Annotated in this window: 18 protein-coding genes; 10 read left to right on the top strand and 8 right to left on the bottom strand. The window is 35.7% G+C overall.

The window, feature by feature from the left end:
- The first annotated feature begins 192 nt into the window (after nucleotides 1–192).
- On the top strand, nucleotides 193–819 hold the full coding sequence (locus VB797_RS21520) for a hypothetical protein (protein ID WP_323239782.1): 627 nt from the start codon (nucleotides 193–195) through the stop codon (nucleotides 817–819).
- Nucleotides 820–1,053: 234 nt separating this feature from the next.
- On the opposite strand, the gene VB797_RS21515 is transcribed toward VB797_RS21520, so the two are convergent.
- Complete coding sequence (locus VB797_RS21515; RefSeq protein WP_323239781.1) at nucleotides 1,054–1,860, bottom strand: SDR family oxidoreductase; 807 nt, start codon at nucleotides 1,858–1,860, stop codon at nucleotides 1,054–1,056.
- Between the two features lie 305 nt (nucleotides 1,861–2,165).
- Here VB797_RS21515 and VB797_RS21510 point away from each other — a divergent pair, with 305 nt between their 5' ends.
- Nucleotides 2,166–2,774, top strand: coding sequence for a TetR/AcrR family transcriptional regulator (locus tag VB797_RS21510; RefSeq protein ID WP_323239780.1), 609 nt, complete (start codon nucleotides 2,166–2,168; stop codon nucleotides 2,772–2,774).
- Between the two features lie 81 nt (nucleotides 2,775–2,855).
- Here the strand turns inward: VB797_RS21510 and VB797_RS21505 are convergent, their stop codons facing one another.
- The 5 genes from VB797_RS21505 to VB797_RS21485 all read right to left on the bottom strand — a co-directional run bounded on the left by VB797_RS21505 (nucleotide 2,856) and on the right by VB797_RS21485 (nucleotide 9,629).
- The gene (locus VB797_RS21505; protein ID WP_323239779.1) at nucleotides 2,856–5,084 is read right to left on the bottom strand and encodes a substrate-binding domain-containing protein; all 2,229 of its coding nucleotides are present in this window, start codon (nucleotides 5,082–5,084) and stop codon (nucleotides 2,856–2,858) included.
- 118 nt (nucleotides 5,085–5,202) lie between these two features.
- Nucleotides 5,203–6,117 carry a DUF1822 family protein gene (locus VB797_RS21500; RefSeq protein ID WP_323239778.1) on the bottom strand — a complete coding sequence of 305 codons (915 nt, stop codon included), beginning with the start codon at nucleotides 6,115–6,117 and terminating at the stop codon, nucleotides 5,203–5,205.
- Nucleotides 6,114–6,806, bottom strand: coding sequence for a hypothetical protein (locus VB797_RS21495; RefSeq protein WP_323239777.1), 693 nt, complete (start codon nucleotides 6,804–6,806; stop codon nucleotides 6,114–6,116). Before VB797_RS21495 ends, VB797_RS21500 begins: the two co-directional genes overlap by 4 nt.
- A 349-nt stretch (nucleotides 6,807–7,155) precedes the next feature.
- On the bottom strand, nucleotides 7,156–7,599 hold the full coding sequence (locus VB797_RS21490; RefSeq protein ID WP_323239812.1) for a hypothetical protein: 444 nt from the start codon (nucleotides 7,597–7,599) through the stop codon (nucleotides 7,156–7,158).
- A gap of 221 nt (nucleotides 7,600–7,820) precedes the next feature.
- Entirely contained in the window at nucleotides 7,821–9,629 is a 1,809-nt protein-coding gene (locus VB797_RS21485; protein WP_323239776.1) for an ABC transporter ATP-binding protein, read from the bottom strand.
- Nucleotides 9,630–9,827: 198 nt separating this feature from the next.
- On the opposite strand from VB797_RS21485, the gene VB797_RS21480 reads away from it, so the two are divergent.
- From VB797_RS21480 to VB797_RS21470, 3 genes are all read left to right on the top strand, one after another.
- Entirely contained in the window at nucleotides 9,828–10,676 is an 849-nt protein-coding gene (locus VB797_RS21480; RefSeq protein WP_323239775.1) for a prohibitin family protein, read from the top strand.
- A gap of 73 nt (nucleotides 10,677–10,749) precedes the next feature.
- Nucleotides 10,750–11,166: a DUF1824 family protein gene (locus tag VB797_RS21475; RefSeq protein ID WP_323239774.1), complete on the top strand. Its 417-nt coding sequence runs from the start codon at nucleotides 10,750–10,752 to the stop codon at nucleotides 11,164–11,166.
- A 290-nt stretch (nucleotides 11,167–11,456) separates the two neighbouring features.
- Complete coding sequence (locus tag VB797_RS21470; RefSeq protein WP_323239773.1) at nucleotides 11,457–13,388, top strand: ABC-F family ATP-binding cassette domain-containing protein; 1,932 nt, start codon at nucleotides 11,457–11,459, stop codon at nucleotides 13,386–13,388.
- A gap of 349 nt (nucleotides 13,389–13,737) precedes the next feature.
- Here the strand turns inward: VB797_RS21470 and VB797_RS21465 are convergent, their stop codons facing one another.
- Nucleotides 13,738–14,142 (bottom strand): hypothetical protein, encoded by a 405-nt coding sequence (locus tag VB797_RS21465; RefSeq protein ID WP_323239772.1) that lies wholly within the window; start codon nucleotides 14,140–14,142, stop codon nucleotides 13,738–13,740.
- 3 nt (nucleotides 14,143–14,145) lie between these two features.
- Entirely contained in the window at nucleotides 14,146–14,361 is a 216-nt protein-coding gene (locus VB797_RS21460) for a hypothetical protein (RefSeq protein ID WP_323239771.1), read from the bottom strand.
- 122 nt (nucleotides 14,362–14,483) lie between these two features.
- On the opposite strand from VB797_RS21460, the gene VB797_RS21455 reads away from it, so the two are divergent.
- From VB797_RS21455 to VB797_RS21435, 5 genes are all read left to right on the top strand, one after another.
- The gene (locus tag VB797_RS21455; RefSeq protein WP_323239770.1) at nucleotides 14,484–15,125 is read left to right on the top strand and encodes a leucine-rich repeat domain-containing protein; all 642 of its coding nucleotides are present in this window, start codon (nucleotides 14,484–14,486) and stop codon (nucleotides 15,123–15,125) included.
- Between the two features lie 434 nt (nucleotides 15,126–15,559).
- Nucleotides 15,560–16,348 (top strand): energy-coupling factor ABC transporter permease, encoded by a 789-nt coding sequence (locus tag VB797_RS21450; protein WP_323239769.1) that lies wholly within the window; start codon nucleotides 15,560–15,562, stop codon nucleotides 16,346–16,348.
- On the top strand, nucleotides 16,326–16,637 hold the full coding sequence (locus VB797_RS21445) for an energy-coupling factor ABC transporter substrate-binding protein (RefSeq protein WP_323239768.1): 312 nt from the start codon (nucleotides 16,326–16,328) through the stop codon (nucleotides 16,635–16,637). Before VB797_RS21450 ends, VB797_RS21445 begins: the two co-directional genes overlap by 23 nt.
- Nucleotides 16,634–17,440, top strand: a complete 807-nt coding sequence (cbiQ, locus tag VB797_RS21440) for a cobalt ECF transporter T component CbiQ (RefSeq protein ID WP_323239767.1) — start codon at nucleotides 16,634–16,636, stop codon at nucleotides 17,438–17,440. Before VB797_RS21445 ends, cbiQ begins: the two co-directional genes overlap by 4 nt.
- Nucleotides 17,421–18,242, top strand: a complete 822-nt coding sequence (locus VB797_RS21435) for an ABC transporter ATP-binding protein (RefSeq protein WP_323239766.1) — start codon at nucleotides 17,421–17,423, stop codon at nucleotides 18,240–18,242. Before cbiQ ends, VB797_RS21435 begins: the two co-directional genes overlap by 20 nt.
- The last annotated feature ends 46 nt before the right edge of the window (nucleotides 18,243–18,288 follow it).

The raw sequence follows: 18,288 nt of genomic DNA, 5'->3' as shown, positions 1-18,288 counted from the left end.
AAAATTAACGTGGCGGAGTACTAATACTTCACCACATAAGTTTTGAGGAGTTCGTTTTTCCCTGATCGTCGGGAGACTACAAACCTTCAGAATAAATGAAAGTTAATTTAAATAATCATAGTGATTTGAATGGATTTTGACTGTATTAAGATTTGTACTCAAGGATTTTCCAGTATTGCAGGAAAGACGAAAATGAATCAATTAGCACTAAACGTTGTAATGCTGGGGTTAGGAGTAATAACATATACCCCAATTGATGCAACAATTGCGTTTTCTCCGAAGCAGTTATTGACACAAATACAAGCGGAAGTTAATCCTGATATTTCCGCAACAGCAACTTCCGGATGGAAAGAGTTTTATTCCAGTCAAGGGAATTTTTCTATTTTCGTACCCGATACATCTGTAACTAATTTAAATTCTCAAAGTAAAGATTATTCGATAAATATTTACTATGCGGATACGAAGAAAAGCTCTTATATCGTAGGTTACGTTGATTATAAAACGGATTTAAGTAAGTTACCATTGAGCGAAATTTATGATAATTTTTTAAAAGAATTTTTAGGTAGGGAAGCAAAATCATTAAAAGAGCAAAATATTCAGTTAGGAAAATATCCGGGTATAGAAGTAGAATATCAAAATAAAAATCAATCTGAAAATCAAATTATAATTGCTAATATTCGTTTATTTTTAGTGGGCAAAAGGCTATATATTCTCGACGTTTCTAACTCCCAAGCTGGAGATGCTACACATTTTTTTAATTCCTTTAAATTAGAAAATAATTCAAAAAATAATCCGAGCAAAATTGCAATTAATCGATAAAAATATAATTAAAGTTTGTAGTTGCGCTTTAGCGCTAATTCGTGTATTTAGCGTTAAAGCGTAACTAATAAGCTTTTTTATACAAAACTAAAATATTCACAGCACCAGCAACAATTCTGCTAAGTACTCGTGCAAAATAAATTAAACATTTCGTCTGGGAAGGGAATAAAGAAAGTTTATATAACTCATGAGTAATTATATAAATAATTTTGCGTCAGTACTTATTACTTATAATTAATCTTTGACCTCCTGGGTAGTCCTAACTATTTTGGTTAGCAGGTTTCTGGGAATAAATCTGACAACTTCAGCTAATATTTGATTTTGTAATCCAGGAATAACCGTAGCTTTGTTTGTCATTAACCCACGATAGCCAATTTCGGCTACGGTTCGAGCATCCATCATATTCTTAGTTTTGAGTAACTTCGAGTCCGACATTCCAGTTCTATGATGAAAAGCGGATGCTGTTGGACCCGGACAAAGAACTGTTACAGTTATACCAGTACCTTCTAATTCATTGGCGATCGCCTGCGAAAATGAAAAGATGTATGCTTTAGTAGCAAAGTATACTGCCATTAAAGGTCCCGGTTGAAAAGCAGCGGTGGAAGCAACATTTAATATTTTCCCTTTACCTCGCTCTACCATCCCTTTGAGAAATAATTTGGTTAAATGTGTAGTGCATACCATGTTAACTTGCATCATTTCTAACTCGGCATTCAAATCTGTTTCGTTGAATAATCCATAGTTACCAAATCCAGCATTGTTTACTAATACATCAATTTTGGTTAATGACTCATTTAATTCTGCAAAAATTTCTTTTGCTGCAAAAGGAATCGATAAATCTTTAACAATAACTTTGACCAAAATACCGAATTTTTTGGGTAATTCTTCCGCCATTTCAGAAAGCTTTTGTTGATTTCTATCTACTAATACAAGATTGTATTTATTTTGAGCAAATATCTGCATTAATTCATAACCAATTCCGCTAGCGGCTCCGGTAATTAAAGCAGTTTCTCTAAGCTGTATTTGAGATTCAGAGTTCATTTTATCGTTTTTGATTAGAAATTATTTTGGTTCAATTTGCTCAAAATACTAATATTAAAGTATTAATATAGTGGCATATGATACTACTGACGCAAACTTAATCTTGTAATTCATAAATCAGATAAGAATAAAACAGATAAAAAACCAGAAAAGCAATTCTATTTATAAGGTAGACTGTGGAGTATGATAACTTTCAATTTCAAACTAGACTGTATAGTATGATAGAGTTATTTTTTTTCGTAGATTGTAAAGTGTTACAAAGTAGATTTAAATAACCTAGTTTTAGCTTCTTTACTCTGCGAAACATGGGGAAATTCAAAGCCAAAAAATCAGCTTTAAAATCAGAAAAAATTCTCTTTGGAGCAATGCCAGAATTTTTGAAGCGGGGCTATTCAGATACTAGTATGGATAGAATTGCGGCTTCATCTGGTGTATCAAAACAAACTCTTTATAGCCATTTTAAAGATAAAGAAACGTTATTTTCATCTTTAGTAAAACACATGGCTACTCAACGGTTTCAAACTATATTTGGCATCAAATATATGCAAGGGGAACCGGAACAAGTACTGCGAAATTTAGCAAATACTTTGTTAAGTGAAATTATGTCGGAACCGCCCGAATATCAAGCTTTTATGCGGTTAATTATCTCGGAATCAGGTCGTTTTCCTCATTTACCACAGGTCTTTATTCGCAATTTGGCTTTACCTGCACATCAGGCTTTAAGTAATTACTTTGCCGTCCATACAGAATTAAACATTTCTGATACGGAAGCAGTAGCGCGAATTTTTATAGGTACTTTGATAAATTTTATGATTACTCAAGAGATTCTCAATGGTAAAGAAATAATGCCAATGTCGGCAGAACGTTTAATTGATACTTTGGTATATCTAATTTTATGTTCTCGTAATAATTAGTTAAATAAAAATGTTAGGCTTTAGAAATTTCAAAGACAAAATAAACAACAAAAAAATCTAAAAAATTTCTAAGTAAAATTTCTAAATTGGAGCAAACCCGGCTTTTTTCATTAATTCTTTAGCTTCATCTGTTTTCAACAAATTTGCGTAAGCTTTACCTGCTTTTTCTGCATTTGATTCTTGTTGTAAATCGGGTTCTTGATGTCTTGAATCTGTATGCTTGTAAATTACGTAAAGTTTACGAGTCAAATGTCGAGGGTAATTACTTGTTAACTCTCCGATATTGACTTGATTAATTTGATTAAGTTTTTTATCTTCTTCGCATTTTTCTGGAGAAATAAATGGTTTTTTGTAAAGAGAAACAAAATTATCTGATGTTTGTCCAATAGGTAATGTTCTAACACGACATTGGGGAACTATTTCTGGTGCGGATGCATAATAAATACCACCAAGATTATCTTCTACCATCCGTAAAGCTTCTGATGTCTCGATCTTAAACTGAATATTTTTACCAAATCCTTCATTTTTTAAAACTTCATCAGCAAAAAATTTGGGTGTACCTCCTCTATTTGGATTGCGAGAGTAAGGTACTATGAGTAAGTCGGCACCTCCAACTTGTTTCCAGTTAGTGACTTTGCCGGTATAAATATCTTTGAGATTCTCGATAGTTAAACCTGCTATCTGAAGTTTAGGATTAACTGCGATCGCAATTCCATCCATAGCTACTGGTATTTGTTTTAGTTTAAAATTATCTTGCTTTGATTGTGTTTCTGATTGTTCCAAATCCCGAGAAGATAAAGCAAAATCGAGATTTCCATTTTCAAGTTTATCATCTAATAATTTTTCGATGCTGGCTTCCGAACCGATCGCACCTTGATTTATTAATTTAAAGTTTGGATGGGTTGCAAGAATTTCGGGTTCTACAATTTGCCGGAGTGGGTCCCAAGTAGTGCTACCTCCGTAACGGAATATCCCAGAAGGAACTGTTATGGAACTAAATGTTGTCTGCGTTGATTTGTCAGGAGAATCTACGAATGTTTGTGGTTGTGTTGGTTTTAAAAATATATTCCAAGCCAAAATAGCTATACCACCGACAGCTAAACCTGTTAATATTAGTGGTTTAAGTTTAATGTTTGGCTTTTGATTGGCTTGATTAGATGTTAAATTATCCGGTGCTTCGTCAATTTGAGAAGTAACATTTCCTGAATTCAGCGATTCCCAAGTTAAGGATTTTATATTAGATGCAACACAAATTGTCGGCAACCAAATTGCACCCGGATAATCGAAATTGAAATGTTCTAAACGTTTGCGGGCTTTATTTAAAGCTTTGGAAACAGATTGATTACGAGTAAATTCTGCAAAAAAGTATTTTAAAAATTCTACTGCTACAATATCAGGTACGGGTTCGCGCATCACAATACAGCGGGGTAAATACAGTTGTGCTAATTGATTTGCTAACCCCAAACCATCGCAGGAATTAAAAATTGCTAACTGCAACCCTCTATCGATCGCTTGTTTTAAAGCTTCTTTGAATTCCTCAATGTTCAAACTATCGCGATCGTTGAGTTCAATCCACCCAATGCAGCCATCTTCTTGACTACCACTGTGTCCCGTAAATATAAAAATATGATATCCTTGTTCATCCCACAAAGCATTACATAATTCTTTACGGTTGGGTTGCATCAAACAAATAACTTCTGCACCATGTTGTTCTAACTCCTTAATTACTTCTAAATCATCTTTCGTATTAATACCGTCGCTTCTACCAACGACAACTAAAACTCTAATTTTGGAACTTTTCGGAAATACATCATTTGTCTTTCTAAATGAGCTTTTGGCTGCATCTAAAGAAATTTCTACCTGGGGGTAGTATTCCTCAAATAAATTCCATTCTTGCCAAGGAAGACGACGTAAATTAACATCTTTAGCATCGATAATAAAGCGAACTTCTTCATCTGTGTAGTTAATTTGTTGCGCGATCGCAATTAATCGATCCCGCACCGGAAGCCATCTGCTATCCCCGGAATTAAGCCACTCATTTAAACATTCTTTGACCGATGTGACGTATTCAGTACTAGAATATTTCGTTACGGCTTTAGGAATAATCCGCATCCCCGGTGATGGTGCAATATAAGAACGCACTGCATCAATTTGACGATAAGCTAATTGCCAATTATTAAAAGATGATTCCAATTGCGCTGGAAGCGGAGGTAAAAATCCTTCTGTTTCAATGTTTAATAGCTGCGCTGTTAAATCTACATGGAATCCATCTCGGCAATTTCCCCTGAGTTTAAGTTTGACAATCGCCATTTGATTTTATCCTCTTCCTCATTTTGGATTATGGATTTTAGATTAAAAATAAGCCCCTGATTTTCAACAATATAATCTGTTGCTTTATCTCAATAAATAATCTCTGCTACATCACAATTTAAACAACAAAATCTTCAGTAATACTTGTTTCTCCTAACTTTAGTTCCACACTAAATTTCTCTTCATGGTGACAGCTAAATTCAAGCTGTATCCAATCATTAGCGGTTTCTGCTTGAGTTTTCATACAGGCATTCCCCGATTCATCCAAAATAGTTAATTCTAAATTTTGGGGTAAGTGAACATTATTTTCTGCCGGATAAAGCCGCAATCTAATATCAAACACATCACTATTTGTTGGGATTAATTCCATTAATGAAACTATCTGTTTTCCAACATTAATTACCTTAGCTCGACTCACGGAATTTGTCTGTTCGGTATTTTGACGAGTAGCCGTCGCAGTACCTCTGAAATTATCAGCTAAAACTAATTCTGGAGATTGCCAACAAGAATCGAATACTCCTTCGATCCACTGACACAAATTTACTAATTTTTGGCGTTTACTTATACTATCAATCAAAATATTCAGAGGTTGCAATCGACTAATTTCAATTACTTCCGAATTCCCAATTATTACTCTTGCTGGGACGAATCCTAATATTTCAATAAAATCTAATTTTGTTGTTAACTGAACAGCAATATAACCAATTCTTTCTCTCATTACCTCTTGGGGTAAAACCAAACAAGTTTCACCAGGTAATACCGGACGACATTCTAATCTACCAACATTAGGTAACATTAAATCGGCAATATCAAAAAATGTCCTGAGACTCCAATTCCAACTGTCGCTTTTATGCAAGGCTGTTTCTATATTTAACCATTTTAAATAATTATTAACGCCATAAACTGCTAAAGTATTTAAATAAACTTGTTTACCCTTCTCTACAGAATCTTGCTCCGCAGCAAATTTTTCCGCATAACGATGAGCATCTTTCCCAAGAGGAACCTGTAAATAGTCTGGTTGCGTGCTATTCATTTATCAATCCTTAAATTCACACCAATTTCTTCAAGTAAAGGTAAGCATTTTTTTTTCCAATGAGAATATAGAGTTTGATTGCTTACATTAAACTCTCTGGCAATATCGGCAATTTTATGAGACGGGTTTGCGAGTAATAACCGTTTTGCGAGCAGTTGACAGTGACATTCCGTATTTACCCTGGTACAACAGCGTCTCAACTGGCCATTTTCGTCTTCTTCGATAAACTGGATAATTCTTTTTCCCCAAGTTTCGCGATCGCGTTGTTGAATTTCCGCAATTTTGACATCGAGCAAATCCAAAGTAAAACTCGTAAACTTCGGGTCTGGTAGTATATCTAATCTGGTTACTTGTTTACCATCATCGTTACCTATTGGTTTATCTAAACTAATTGTATAGTTACCATCCGCAATATATAAATCTTTAACGCGCCACTTCAGATAACCGTTAATCCATTTAACTAAACTGGTTTCTATTCGATCCGGAGTTACTTGAAATTGCTCAATATTCCGACAAAACCATTCCCATGTTTGATTTAACGCTTCTAAATAGTCTAGATGGTAAGATTTGTAAATACCGGGAAGCTGTTGAACAATTATCAGCAAGTTATTTAAAGCTTTTTGCCTTTCTGCGCTACCTTTTTCATAACGACACACTTCGTTAATCAGTTTTTGAAGTTGTTCATCCACTCCTATATGTCTCCCAAACCGTTTATTAAATCAAATGTTGGTTTCACAGCAGTATTCTACCTGAAACATCAAGAGATTAATTGTTGTATAGACGACCTAGATAATTCAGTTTTAAGTAATGTTATAAAAAAAAAGATACTAAGTTTATATTAGTATTCTTTGATCGATGGATGGTTAATGCAAGGTTAAGCAAAGATTAGTGAAAGCTGCCCAAATCTACTAGGTACTGTCAAGTTTTTAGCTAATAGAAGAAACCCTACGGGAACACCCTGCGGTGAACGGGTACGCTCCGCTAACGCGCATACACAAACGGGACTCTTTGAAGTTTAGTCTGTATAGCCCCAGACTTCTAGTCTGAGGGCGATCTATCAACAATCTCATCACCCATTCGCACCTCCAAAAGATCCAATAATCCATCTACATCACGATTAATTTGGGTAAAACAAACAGGTGGTGAGGGTTCTGGTTCAAAATAAATTAACTTGATTTGTTCTTTGCCAATACCTATCATTAAAACTTCTACTTCGGGTCGATGATTATCGATCAAACCCAATATTTCCTGAAGCTTACGATCGACATTATCGTCAAATTTATGAATTGCTTCTAAGGGACAATATACAAAATGCGGCTTTGGTTGTATATCAATACCGATAGTACCCTTACTATTACCATTTTGCTGCCAAAGTCCCCACGAAAGTGCAGCTAATTCCTGCTTGTGTGCTTTGACAAATTTATCTAGCTTGTGCAACCATTTGGGTTGAGGTATATCCGATTGAGTGCTACCAAACATGATTACATTTCTGAATAAGCAATTAATTTAATTATCTCACGCAAAGGGGAATAGGGAATAGGGAAGGTTTATATAACTCACGAGTAATTATATAAATGATTTTACGTTAGTACTTATTGCGATTTAAATATTAATAGGATTCTGACCTTTGCTAAGCGAAAAATGCAATTTTCTCCCTCTTTTGTTGTGGATCATTTTTTTACTGCTTACTGCTCAGTAATAACTTATTTTAACCCAGACTGTACGCGCCATAAACTTGCGTAAATTCCGTTGTGTTCTAATAATTCTTCATGGGTACCGGATTCGACAATTTCACCATATTCGACCACATATATGCGGTCTGCGTTGCGAATTGTAGAAAGACGATGCGCGATCGCAATGGTGGTTCTATCGACGGTGATTCGTTCTAATGACCGAGCAATTGCGGCTTCCGTCTCATTATCTACCGCTGAGGTGGCTTCGTCTAAAATTAATATGGGTGGATTTTTCAATATTGCTCTTGCGATCGCAATCCTTTGTCTTTGTCCGCCAGATAATTTTTGTCCGCGTTCGCCTACTATTGTCTGATAACCTTGGGGTAGCTGCATAATAAATTCGTGAGCTTCTGCAACTTTAGCCGCTGTCATGATTTCTTTCTCGTTAGCGTTGAAGGTTCCGTAAGCAATGTTCTCAGCTACCGTACCGTGAAACAAAAAGACATCTTGACTTACTAAACCGATACAGCGACGTAAATCTTGCAGGTTGATATTTTGTAATTCAATATTATCAACTGTAATTGTCCCGGAAGTTATTTCATAAAATCGCAGCAGCAACTTAACTAAAGTGCTTTTACCCGAACCTGTAGAACCGACAATAGCAATCGTTTTTCCAGCGGGTATTTGTAATGATAAATTTTTAATTACTGGCTGTCTATCTTGATAAGCAAAGGTAACATTATTAAACCTAATTTCACCACGAACTTTTTCAACGGGTAAATCGATGTCTCCGGGGTAAATTGTAATGGGAGTATCCAACAAATTCATGACCCGATTGGTAGAAGCCATCGCTCGCTGATACAAATCAAAAGTCTGCCCTAATCTAGTTAAAGGCCAAAGTAATCTTTGAGTTAAAAAGACCAAAACACTGTAAGTTCCGACAGACATCTGACCATTAACTGCTGACATCCCACCGAATAGTAACAGCGCTGTAAATCCAATTAAAATTAACATTCTAATTAAAGGAACAAAAGCAGCAGAAAGTTTAATTGCTTTACTATTACTACGACGGTAAGCATCACTATCGGATTCTAAACGTTTGCTCTCATAATCTTCAGCAGTAAAACTTTTAATAGTAGTAATACCGCTTAAATTATTTGATAACCGCGAGTTCAGAAAGCTCAGGTTTTCGCGTACATCAGCGTAACGGGGTTCGAGTAAATCTTGGTAAGCAAACGTTCCCCAAAGGATAAACGGAATTGGCAACATCGTCATCCATGCCACATTGGGAGCCAATATAAAGAATGCGCCACCAAGGATTACAATAGTTGTAGCAGTTTGCAATATATCGTTAGCTCCCACATCTAAAAAACGCTCCAATTGGTTGATATCATCGCTGAGGATAGACATTAAACCGCCGGTACTGCGTTCTTCAAAGTAAGCTAACTCCAAATTTTGTAAATGCTTGTAGGCATCCAAACGCAAATCGTGCTGAATATTTTGCGCTAAATTACGCCATAGGGTTTCCAGAGCATACTCAAAAATCGATTCCAGTACCCAAATAACCACCGTGAGGAACGAAAGTATTAGAAATTGCCAAAAAATATCTTTAATTCCCCAACTGGCAATGATAGAATCTTCCTGTTTGACAACAACATCAACAGCAAAACCGATTAACACTGGAGGTGCTAGGTCGAACAATTTGTTCAGAACAGAGCAAACCACCGCTAGGCGAATTTTTCTGCGATAATGATGTCCGTAGTCAAGCAAGCGTTTTAACGGATGGGCGGAGTTCCGACGCTGTTTTTGCAACCGACTGGATTTGAGTACTTGAGCCACAATATGAAGGTAAATGCGTGGAATTTATATTACCACGGAAAATCAAACAACAATTATTAATTATCAATGAATGAATAATTAATGATGATTTATGTGGGAGGTTTGGAACAGTATCACCTCCACCATTCGCGATTTGATAATTTTTTATTGATAATTGTTCATTGATAACTGATAATTCACATAAAAAGGAGTATTAATTTGAAAAGTCAACAATTAGGTAGTTGGCAAGCCGCAGTTGCAGGAACTCTAGTAGCAATACTTGTTGTTTTTAGCCTTAATTCATTTGTAATTATAAATCCCGGTCAAGCCGGAGTATTGAGTATATTAGGTAAAGCTCAAGATGGTGCTTTACTTGAAGGGATTCATTTCAAACCACCAGTAATTTCTAATGTAGATATATACGATGTCACGGTACAAAAATATGAAATTCCCGCGCAAAGTTCTACTAAAGATTTGCAGCAATTGACGGCAAAATTTGCGATTAACTTTCGGATAGATTCCGTCGAAGTTGTTGAAATTAGAAGAAAACAGGGAAGCTTGGAAAATATCGTCTCAAAAATTATTGCACCGCAAACTCAGGAATCTTTTAAAGTTGCCGCTGCGAGAAGAACCGTAGAAGAAGCAATTACCAAAAGAGACGAGTTGAAAAATGATTTTGATAACGCATTAGGACAACGTTTGGATAAATATGGAATAATTATCTTAGATACCAGCGTCATTGACTTAACTTTCTCTCCTGAATTTGCCAAAGCAGTTGAAGAAAAGCAAATTGCCGAACAGCGATCGCAAAGAGCAGTTTACGTAGCAGCAGAAGCCGAACAGGAAGCATTTGCGGATATTAACCGTGCTAGAGGTAGAGCAGAAGCGCAAAAACTGTTAGCTGAAACTTTAAAAGCTCAAGGTGGACAATTGGTGTTACAAAAAGAAGCCATTGAAGCCTGGAAAAGTGGAGGTGCTCAAATGCCAAGAGTCTTAGTTATGGGAAATGAGTCCAAGGGTGGTGTGCCATTTTTGTTTAATTTGAGTAACATACAAGATCAATCCTAGCTGTAGATTTTCGGTAGAGTATAGGTTCTACCGGAACATGAAGTAAAAACCTAGTAGATTCCTTTTTAGGCTTATGACAAGCAAACCCCAAACCCAAATTACAGTTGAAGCAGCCAAGAAAATATTGAGTAAATATGATTTCGTTGATATTGCAGCACAATTAAAGCCATCGGAAAAAATTTCAGTCCGTCAAGCTTTAACTTTGCTTGCAAGTCTGTGCGATTATCAAATTTTAGGTATTTGTGCTGATACCACCGAAGAAGGAATTGAAGCGATGAAAAGTTATTGTCAAGCTTTAGGATATCAGCCTCCAAGCGATTTACCTTTAATTGATGGTCCAGTTTATATCAAGTTAAATGGTAAAAATGGACTATGTTACATTGATTCCTATTTGGGACATCATCGCGGGGTTTTAGTTTCGTGTCAGTCTTCTAGCGATGGTGGAATGAACCATATGTACGGACATTTACCTTTAGATTTATTTGATTAAATGATATTGGTAATTGGGCATTGGGCATTGGTCATTGGAAATTAGGATGTATTACAGGTCTCAATAATGTAATTGCACCTTGATTGAAATAGCCGTAACGCATCATTATTTGTTGGTGTTTTACGGCTTTTAGTATAAATTACAGCCAATTTAATCTTATTAAAGTAATTTAGAATGGAGCATCCCACAAAATTTTTATTTTACTGATTTAAATACCTAAGCTATGTTAATAGATGGTGCCTGCACCTTATAAAATAATCCAAAATCTAAAATCTAAAATCTAAAATCCTATGGGTGTTATTACGCTACAATCTGTCAAAAAAGATTTTGGCATCAAAGAAATTCTCAAAGATGCTAGTTTTAGCTTGGATGCTGATGAGAAAGTTGGTTTAATTGGTACTAATGGTTCCGGTAAATCCACATTATTAAAAATGATTGCTGGGATGGAACCGATTGATGGAGGAGAGATTATTGTCAATCCCGGTGCTAAGGTTATATATTTACCGCAGCAGCCAGATTTAGATGAAAGTCGCACGGTTTTAGAACAGATATTTGCTGATAGTGGAGAGCAAATGAAATTAGTGCGCGAGTATGAAGAAATTTCCGATAAATTAGCTAAAAATCCCCAAGATAATCAATTATTATCGCGTTTGGGTGAAGTGACGCAGCGCATGGATATGATTGGCGCTTGGGAAGTAGAAACCAACGCTAAAATTATTTTGTCACAGTTAGGAATTACTGATTTTGATGCCATAATTGGGACTTTATCTGGTGGTTATCGGAAGCGAATTGCATTAGCGACTGCTTTGTTATCCGAACCAGATTTATTATTAATGGATGAGCCGACAAACCATTTGGATGCTGATTCTGTAGAGTGGTTGCAAAGTTATTTGAATCGTAGAAATGGCGCTTTATTGTTAATAACTCACGATCGCTATTTTTTAGATCAAGTTACAAATCGGATTATTGAAATTGACCGAGGTGACTTTTATACATATTCTGGGAATTATTCATATTATTTACAGAAGAAAGCCGAAGCAGAAGAATCCGCAGCAAGTACTCAGCAAAAGTTTAAAGGAGTATTGCGACGAGAATTAGAATGGTTAAAAAAAGGGCCTAAAGCCAGAAGTACTAAGCAAAAAGCCAGAATAGATCGAGTTAGAGAGATGCAGGGGACTGAGTTTAAACAAGCTCAAGGGAAAGTTGATATCTCTACAGCCAGTCGTCGCATTGGTAAAAAGGTTATTGAAGTTAATAATATCTCGAAAAGTTATGGCAAACGTACTTTAATTAAGGATTTTACCTACGAATTTAGCCCTGAAGATAGAGTCGGCATAATTGGTGAAAACGGTGCCGGAAAATCAACTTTGATCAATATTATCACCGGAAGAGAACAACCGGATACGGGTGAAGTTGATATTGGTACTACGGTTTATATTGGTTATTTTGACCAGCATTCGGAAGAATTGATTGGTGCTTCCAACGATTCCCAGCGAGTAATTGACTATATCAAACAAGAAGGGGCAGAATTTATTGAAACTGCCGATGGAACAAGAATCAGTGCTTCTCAAATGTTGGAGAGGTTTTTGTTTCCCCCGAATCAGCAATATGCACCAATTAATAAACTTTCTGGTGGTGAAAAACGGCGATTGTTTTTGTTACGAGTGTTAATGAGTGCGCCGAATGTTTTAATATTGGACGAACCGACAAACGATTTAGATGTCCAAACTTTAGCGGTATTGGAAGATTATTTAGAAGACTTCAAAGGTTGCGTAATCGTAGTATCTCACGACCGTTACTTTTTAGATCGGACTATCGATAAAATATTTGCTTTTGAAGATACAAAGATTCGGGAGTTTCCTGGAAATTATTCGGTTTATTTAGATTTTAAGAGAGCCGAAGAAGCGAAAGCAAAGCAATTACAAGCGGAGTTAGACAAAGAAAAGCCAAAATTCGAGGCGCAAAAAGTAGAAGCTAAGATTATAAAGGAAGATAATAAAAAGAAGCGTCGTTTATCGAATTGGGAAAGGAAAGAATTCGAGCAGTTGGAAGGGAAAATTGCTCAATTAGAAGAAGATAAAGTAAAAGCGGAAATGGGGTTAACCAAAGCTGCGGGGAATTATGCAGAAGTACAAAAGTTGTTTGAAAAGGTAGAGAATTTAAAGAAAGATATTGATAAAGCGACAGAAAGGTGGATGGAATTAGCGGAGATTGATGAATGAATCGGGGATTGGGAATTGGGTTTTTAGATGGTAGGGTGTGTTATGGCACGACAACTAATTTGGATGATGACAAAATATTTTTATTTCGCGCCTAACGCACCATTTTAATTTTAATGTGCGATCATTTTCGGTGCGTTGCGCTCGGCGACAACACACCCTACAAATTGGTGATTGTTTTTCGGTGAAGATTATTGATTAAAAAAAACCTTACTAGACGCACAGAGCGCTGAGGGAAATAAAGAGATATTTTTTGTAGGGTGTGTTATGGCGCGATAAGTTATTTGGATTGTGACGAAATGTCTGTATTTCGCGCCTAACGCACCGTTTTTAGACTTTGTTTGGTAAATATCTAAGATTTAGGTATAATTTCAAATTCTAATTTGGAACGATAAAAGCAAACATCAAATTCAATAAAAAAGTTTGTTTGACCTAAAATTAATGGTGCATTAGGACTACTTACCCAAGCAAATACTAATTCTGTTGATGAAAAGTTGCCGATTTGAGCAGTTGCAGATAAAGGTATTGCTGCTTGGTTGGTGAGATTACCTGCCAACTGAATAATTGCTTTTTTCGAGTCCCAAATGGCACCTAACTGAAGGCCAATTTCATAGGGTAAGACGTTAACAGTTGCCCCACTATCTACCAAGCCCGTAGCTTCAACGCTTCGCTCATCTCGTGATAGTGTTAGTGGAATCCTTGGTAGACTGTCAAATTCATTTTGGGTTGGACTGTTAGTTGAATATTTGAATCGCATACGCTATGACTCAGATGCATCTAAATGCTTAAGAGTTTCCATCAAAACTGCACCAGCCCCGAAACTATTATAGGGAGTTGGTAAATCGTAGGTTTTAAAGGGTTCTAAAGGCGAAATATCTTCTGCTACATCCAAATCTTCTGCTAAAATTCGGATTAATTTTAGTTTTTCTGTTGGGGAAAGCCGTTTAACGGCAGGAAGCACTTCAGCCAGTGTCATATTATTCCCTTCTACGCTCAATAATTTATATTTTACAGCTTACACGACTAAAAATAAACTGTAGGATGAAAACTGATTTTGAAATAATTGATTATTAAAGATTTCCAGATAAAACATAAATTATGCATAATTACCGTAAAATAAACTGGCTTGAAATTCAAAAAAATATCAAGTTAGCAAAGAAAGAATATTGGGGTTGTTTTGATTTAGGTAATTATAATTTGACGGAAATACCAACCGAAATATTTGATATAGATTCTTTATCTGAATTGGATTTAAGCTACAACCGTTTGAAAAATATTCCCACAAATATATCTCAATTAACTAATTTAAGCTATTTGATTTTAGATAATAACAAAATCGAAACTCTTCCCGATTTAACTCAACTTACTAATCTATACGAACTTTATTTGGAAGAGAATGAATTAATATCTATTCCTTCAGTTATTTTTCAACTTACAAGCTTAACTGGCTTAGCTTTAAGCTTTAATCAAATAGATGAGCTTCCAGCAGATATATCTCAACTTAAAAATCTGGAATCACTTGATTTAAGAGGAAACAATTTAACACAGCTACCAGAGGAGCTTTTTGAACTAACTAACTTAAAATATCTCTTTTTAGAAGATAATCAATTAGAAGAAATTTCTAGTTCCATTTGTAAGCTGACTAATTTAGAAAAACTTACTTTACATGGGAATTCAATTAAAGAAATACCCGATTGTGTCTCTAAGATAGTTGATTTAGATGAATCATTTCTTAATTAATTACTTCTCATTATCTCTTCCCTCTGCGCTCTCTGCGTCTAGTAAGGTTTTTTTTCATAATTCCTAAATAATCTGAAAATCATCTACTTAAATGACAATGTTAACGTCAATGTCAGCGTTATTGTTAATGTTAATGTTAAACTTTTAAGCGATATTCTTAATTAATTAAATTTACAGATATACCTGTACAATGAAGTATCTATTTGCTAATATTTAACACTAAATTACCGTGCTATTATGAATAAAATTTTTTATACTCAACTTAATCCAGGGAACTTTCTGGTAGAAAATAGCAACTAATTTTACAGTTTGTCTCTAACTTCAATCCGCTTAAATATTAATTATTTTATCACTAATATTTTGCTGTTATTGACTGTGAACAGAGAATATTGTTTGTAAATTATTGAATCACTTAAAAGCAGAACCGTATCTTTATGGGAATCCGAAAAAATCTCAAACGGCTGAATTTACTCTTGATCGCGCTGGTAAGCTTATATTTGGTAATTGGTGTACCTAAACCGGCTTATGCAATGCATATAATGGAAGGTTATCTACCATTTGACTGGGCTGCTTTTTGGTGGGTTGTTTCTTTACCTTTCATGATTTTAGGATTTATATCCTTAACTCGTATCACCAAGGAAAAACCCCAACTCAAACTTCTTCTAGGTTTAGCTGGTGCTTTTGCTTTCGTACTTTCCGCTTTGAAAATTCCTTCGGTAACAGGTAGCACTTCTCACCCTACAGGTACGGGTTTGGGTGCGGTGTTGTTCGGTCCTTTAGCAATGTCGGTTTTGGGAAGTTTGGTACTGCTGTTTCAGGCTCTATTGCTGGCACACGGGGGCTTGACAACATTAGGAGCTAATGCGTTTTCGATGGCGATCGCCGGACCGTTTGCAGCTTTTTGGATATATCGGTTAACGATGAAGCTGTGTGGAAAACAAAGATTAGCAATATTTTTAGCTGCAGCTTTAGCAGATTTACTGACTTATATTATTACTTCTATCCAGCTTGCTTTAGCTTTTCCCGCACCAGTTGGTGGAGTGATGGCTTCATTTACTAAGTTTGCGGGAATTTTTGCAATCACTCAAGTTCCTTTAGCGATTAGTGAAGGTTTACTGACAGTATTGGTGTGGAATTGGCTGCAATTATACAATCCACAAGAATTAGAATTATTGAATTTAATTAAGCGGGAACCTCAAAATGAAACAATCAAGTCGCTCTGATCGCGGATGGAATAATTGGCTGTTAATATTAGCAGTTGTTGGGTTAGCAGTTGCACCAATCATATTTGTACGTGGTGCAGAATTTGGTGGTTCTGATGGTCAAGCTGAACAAGCAATTACTAAAGTTAAACCAGATTATAAACCTTGGTTTCAACCTGTATTTAACCCCCCTAGTGGTGAAATTGAAAGTTTATTATTTTCTTCTCAAGCTGCTTTAGGTGCGGGAATAATTGGTTACGCAATTGGTTTATATCGGGGACGCAGTGAAAAGCAAAAGCGTGAAGAATGAGCTTAAAACTCGACACTTTAGCCTACACTAACCGACTGCGAGGATTACCTCCAGAACACAAATTAATTTTTGCTCTAACAACTTTGCTAATCTCCCTTTGTACCCATCCACCAGTGCAGATTTTGATAGCGCTGTGGATGGGTATTTGGACGGTTGTTTATGCAAAAATTCCTGCTGGTATTTATCTCAGAATATTGGCTGTTGCCAGCTTTTTTTGGCTGACTAGTTTACCGGCTTTAATTATTAACGGTATTTCTGTTACAGATATTTCCCAAGTACAAAATGATGCTTGGCAAGGTTTAAATTTAGGTGATTACTATATATATATTAGTCGTACTGGTTTGGATCGAGCGCTGACAATTTTTACCAGAGCTTTTGCTTCTGTTTCTTGTCTATATTTTCTAATGCTAACCGTTCCGTTTACAGAATTATTACAAACTCTGCGTTTATTAAAATTCCCAACGTTATTAATTGAACTATTATTATTAATGTATCGGTTTATTTTCATTTTATGGAATACAGCCACCGACTTATCTATAGCTCAAAAGTCCCGTCTTGGCTACCGTAATTTTCGTACCAGCATCAAAAGTTTAGCGCTATTAGTAGGACAACTTTTAAAGCGAACTTTACAAAAATATACTCAATTCTCTTTAGGATTAGAAGCGCGAGGGATGAATGAAGAATTTCGCGTTTATTCCCCCCGTCGCTATCGTGCATCAAAACGCTATATCTTAGAAGCAGTCATTGGTTGTGTAATCTTAATCAGTTTGGAATGGTGGCTGAATGCAAGAATATTTACTTGAATTTGAGCAGGTTCATTACACTTATCCCGGTGCTAGAGAATATTCTCTCAACGGTTTAACATTAAATATTCCATCGGGTAAAAAATGTGCGCTCATCGGTCAAAATGGTTGCGGCAAAACCACATTATTTTTACTAGCTAATGGATTATATAAACCGTCGAGTGGAATTGTTCGGTGGCACGGCAAACCGTTACGTTACGATCGCAATTATTTAAGTAATTTACGACAAGAAGTCGGGTTAATATTTCAAGACCCAGAACAGCAATTAGTTGCTTCTACAATTGAAGAAGATATTTCCTATGGTTTATGTAATTTGAATTTACCCCCCAAAGAAATTCAGGCAAGAGTCGAGGAAATATTAGTAGAATTTGGATTAGAAGAATTAGCACAAAGACCAGTTCATCATCTCAGCTTAGGGCAAAAAAAACGAGTTTCTATTGCAGATGTAATGGTACTCCGACCCAAACTTTTATTATTAGATGAGCCAACTGCATATTTAGATATTAAACATACCCGTCAGCTAATTAAAACCCTTGAAAAAATTCATCAAAATGGTACAACACTATTAATGTCCACCCATGATTTAGATTTAGTTTATCGTTGGGCTGACTGGGTATTTGTCATGGATAAAGGACAGTTAATTATAGAAGGAGAACCCGAAGATGTATTTGCTCAAGGGGAACTTTTAGAACAGTTAGATTTAGGATTACCGTTGATATATCAGCTTTTATTTGATGATAGTTTGTCTACTGAAGAGAAAGCTGTTGTAGAAAAATTACGGGAAAAAATATTAAGGTTTTAATAATACCTATAGAAATAATACCTCTGAAAAGAAAACCGGCGGTTGA

It is taken from the genome of Rivularia sp. UHCC 0363, assembly GCF_034931125.1.
GTDB lineage: Bacteria > Cyanobacteriota > Cyanobacteriia > Cyanobacteriales > Nostocaceae > Rivularia.
Note: the sequence above shows the minus strand (reverse complement) of the source record. Positions and strands in the feature narration are given on the sequence as shown.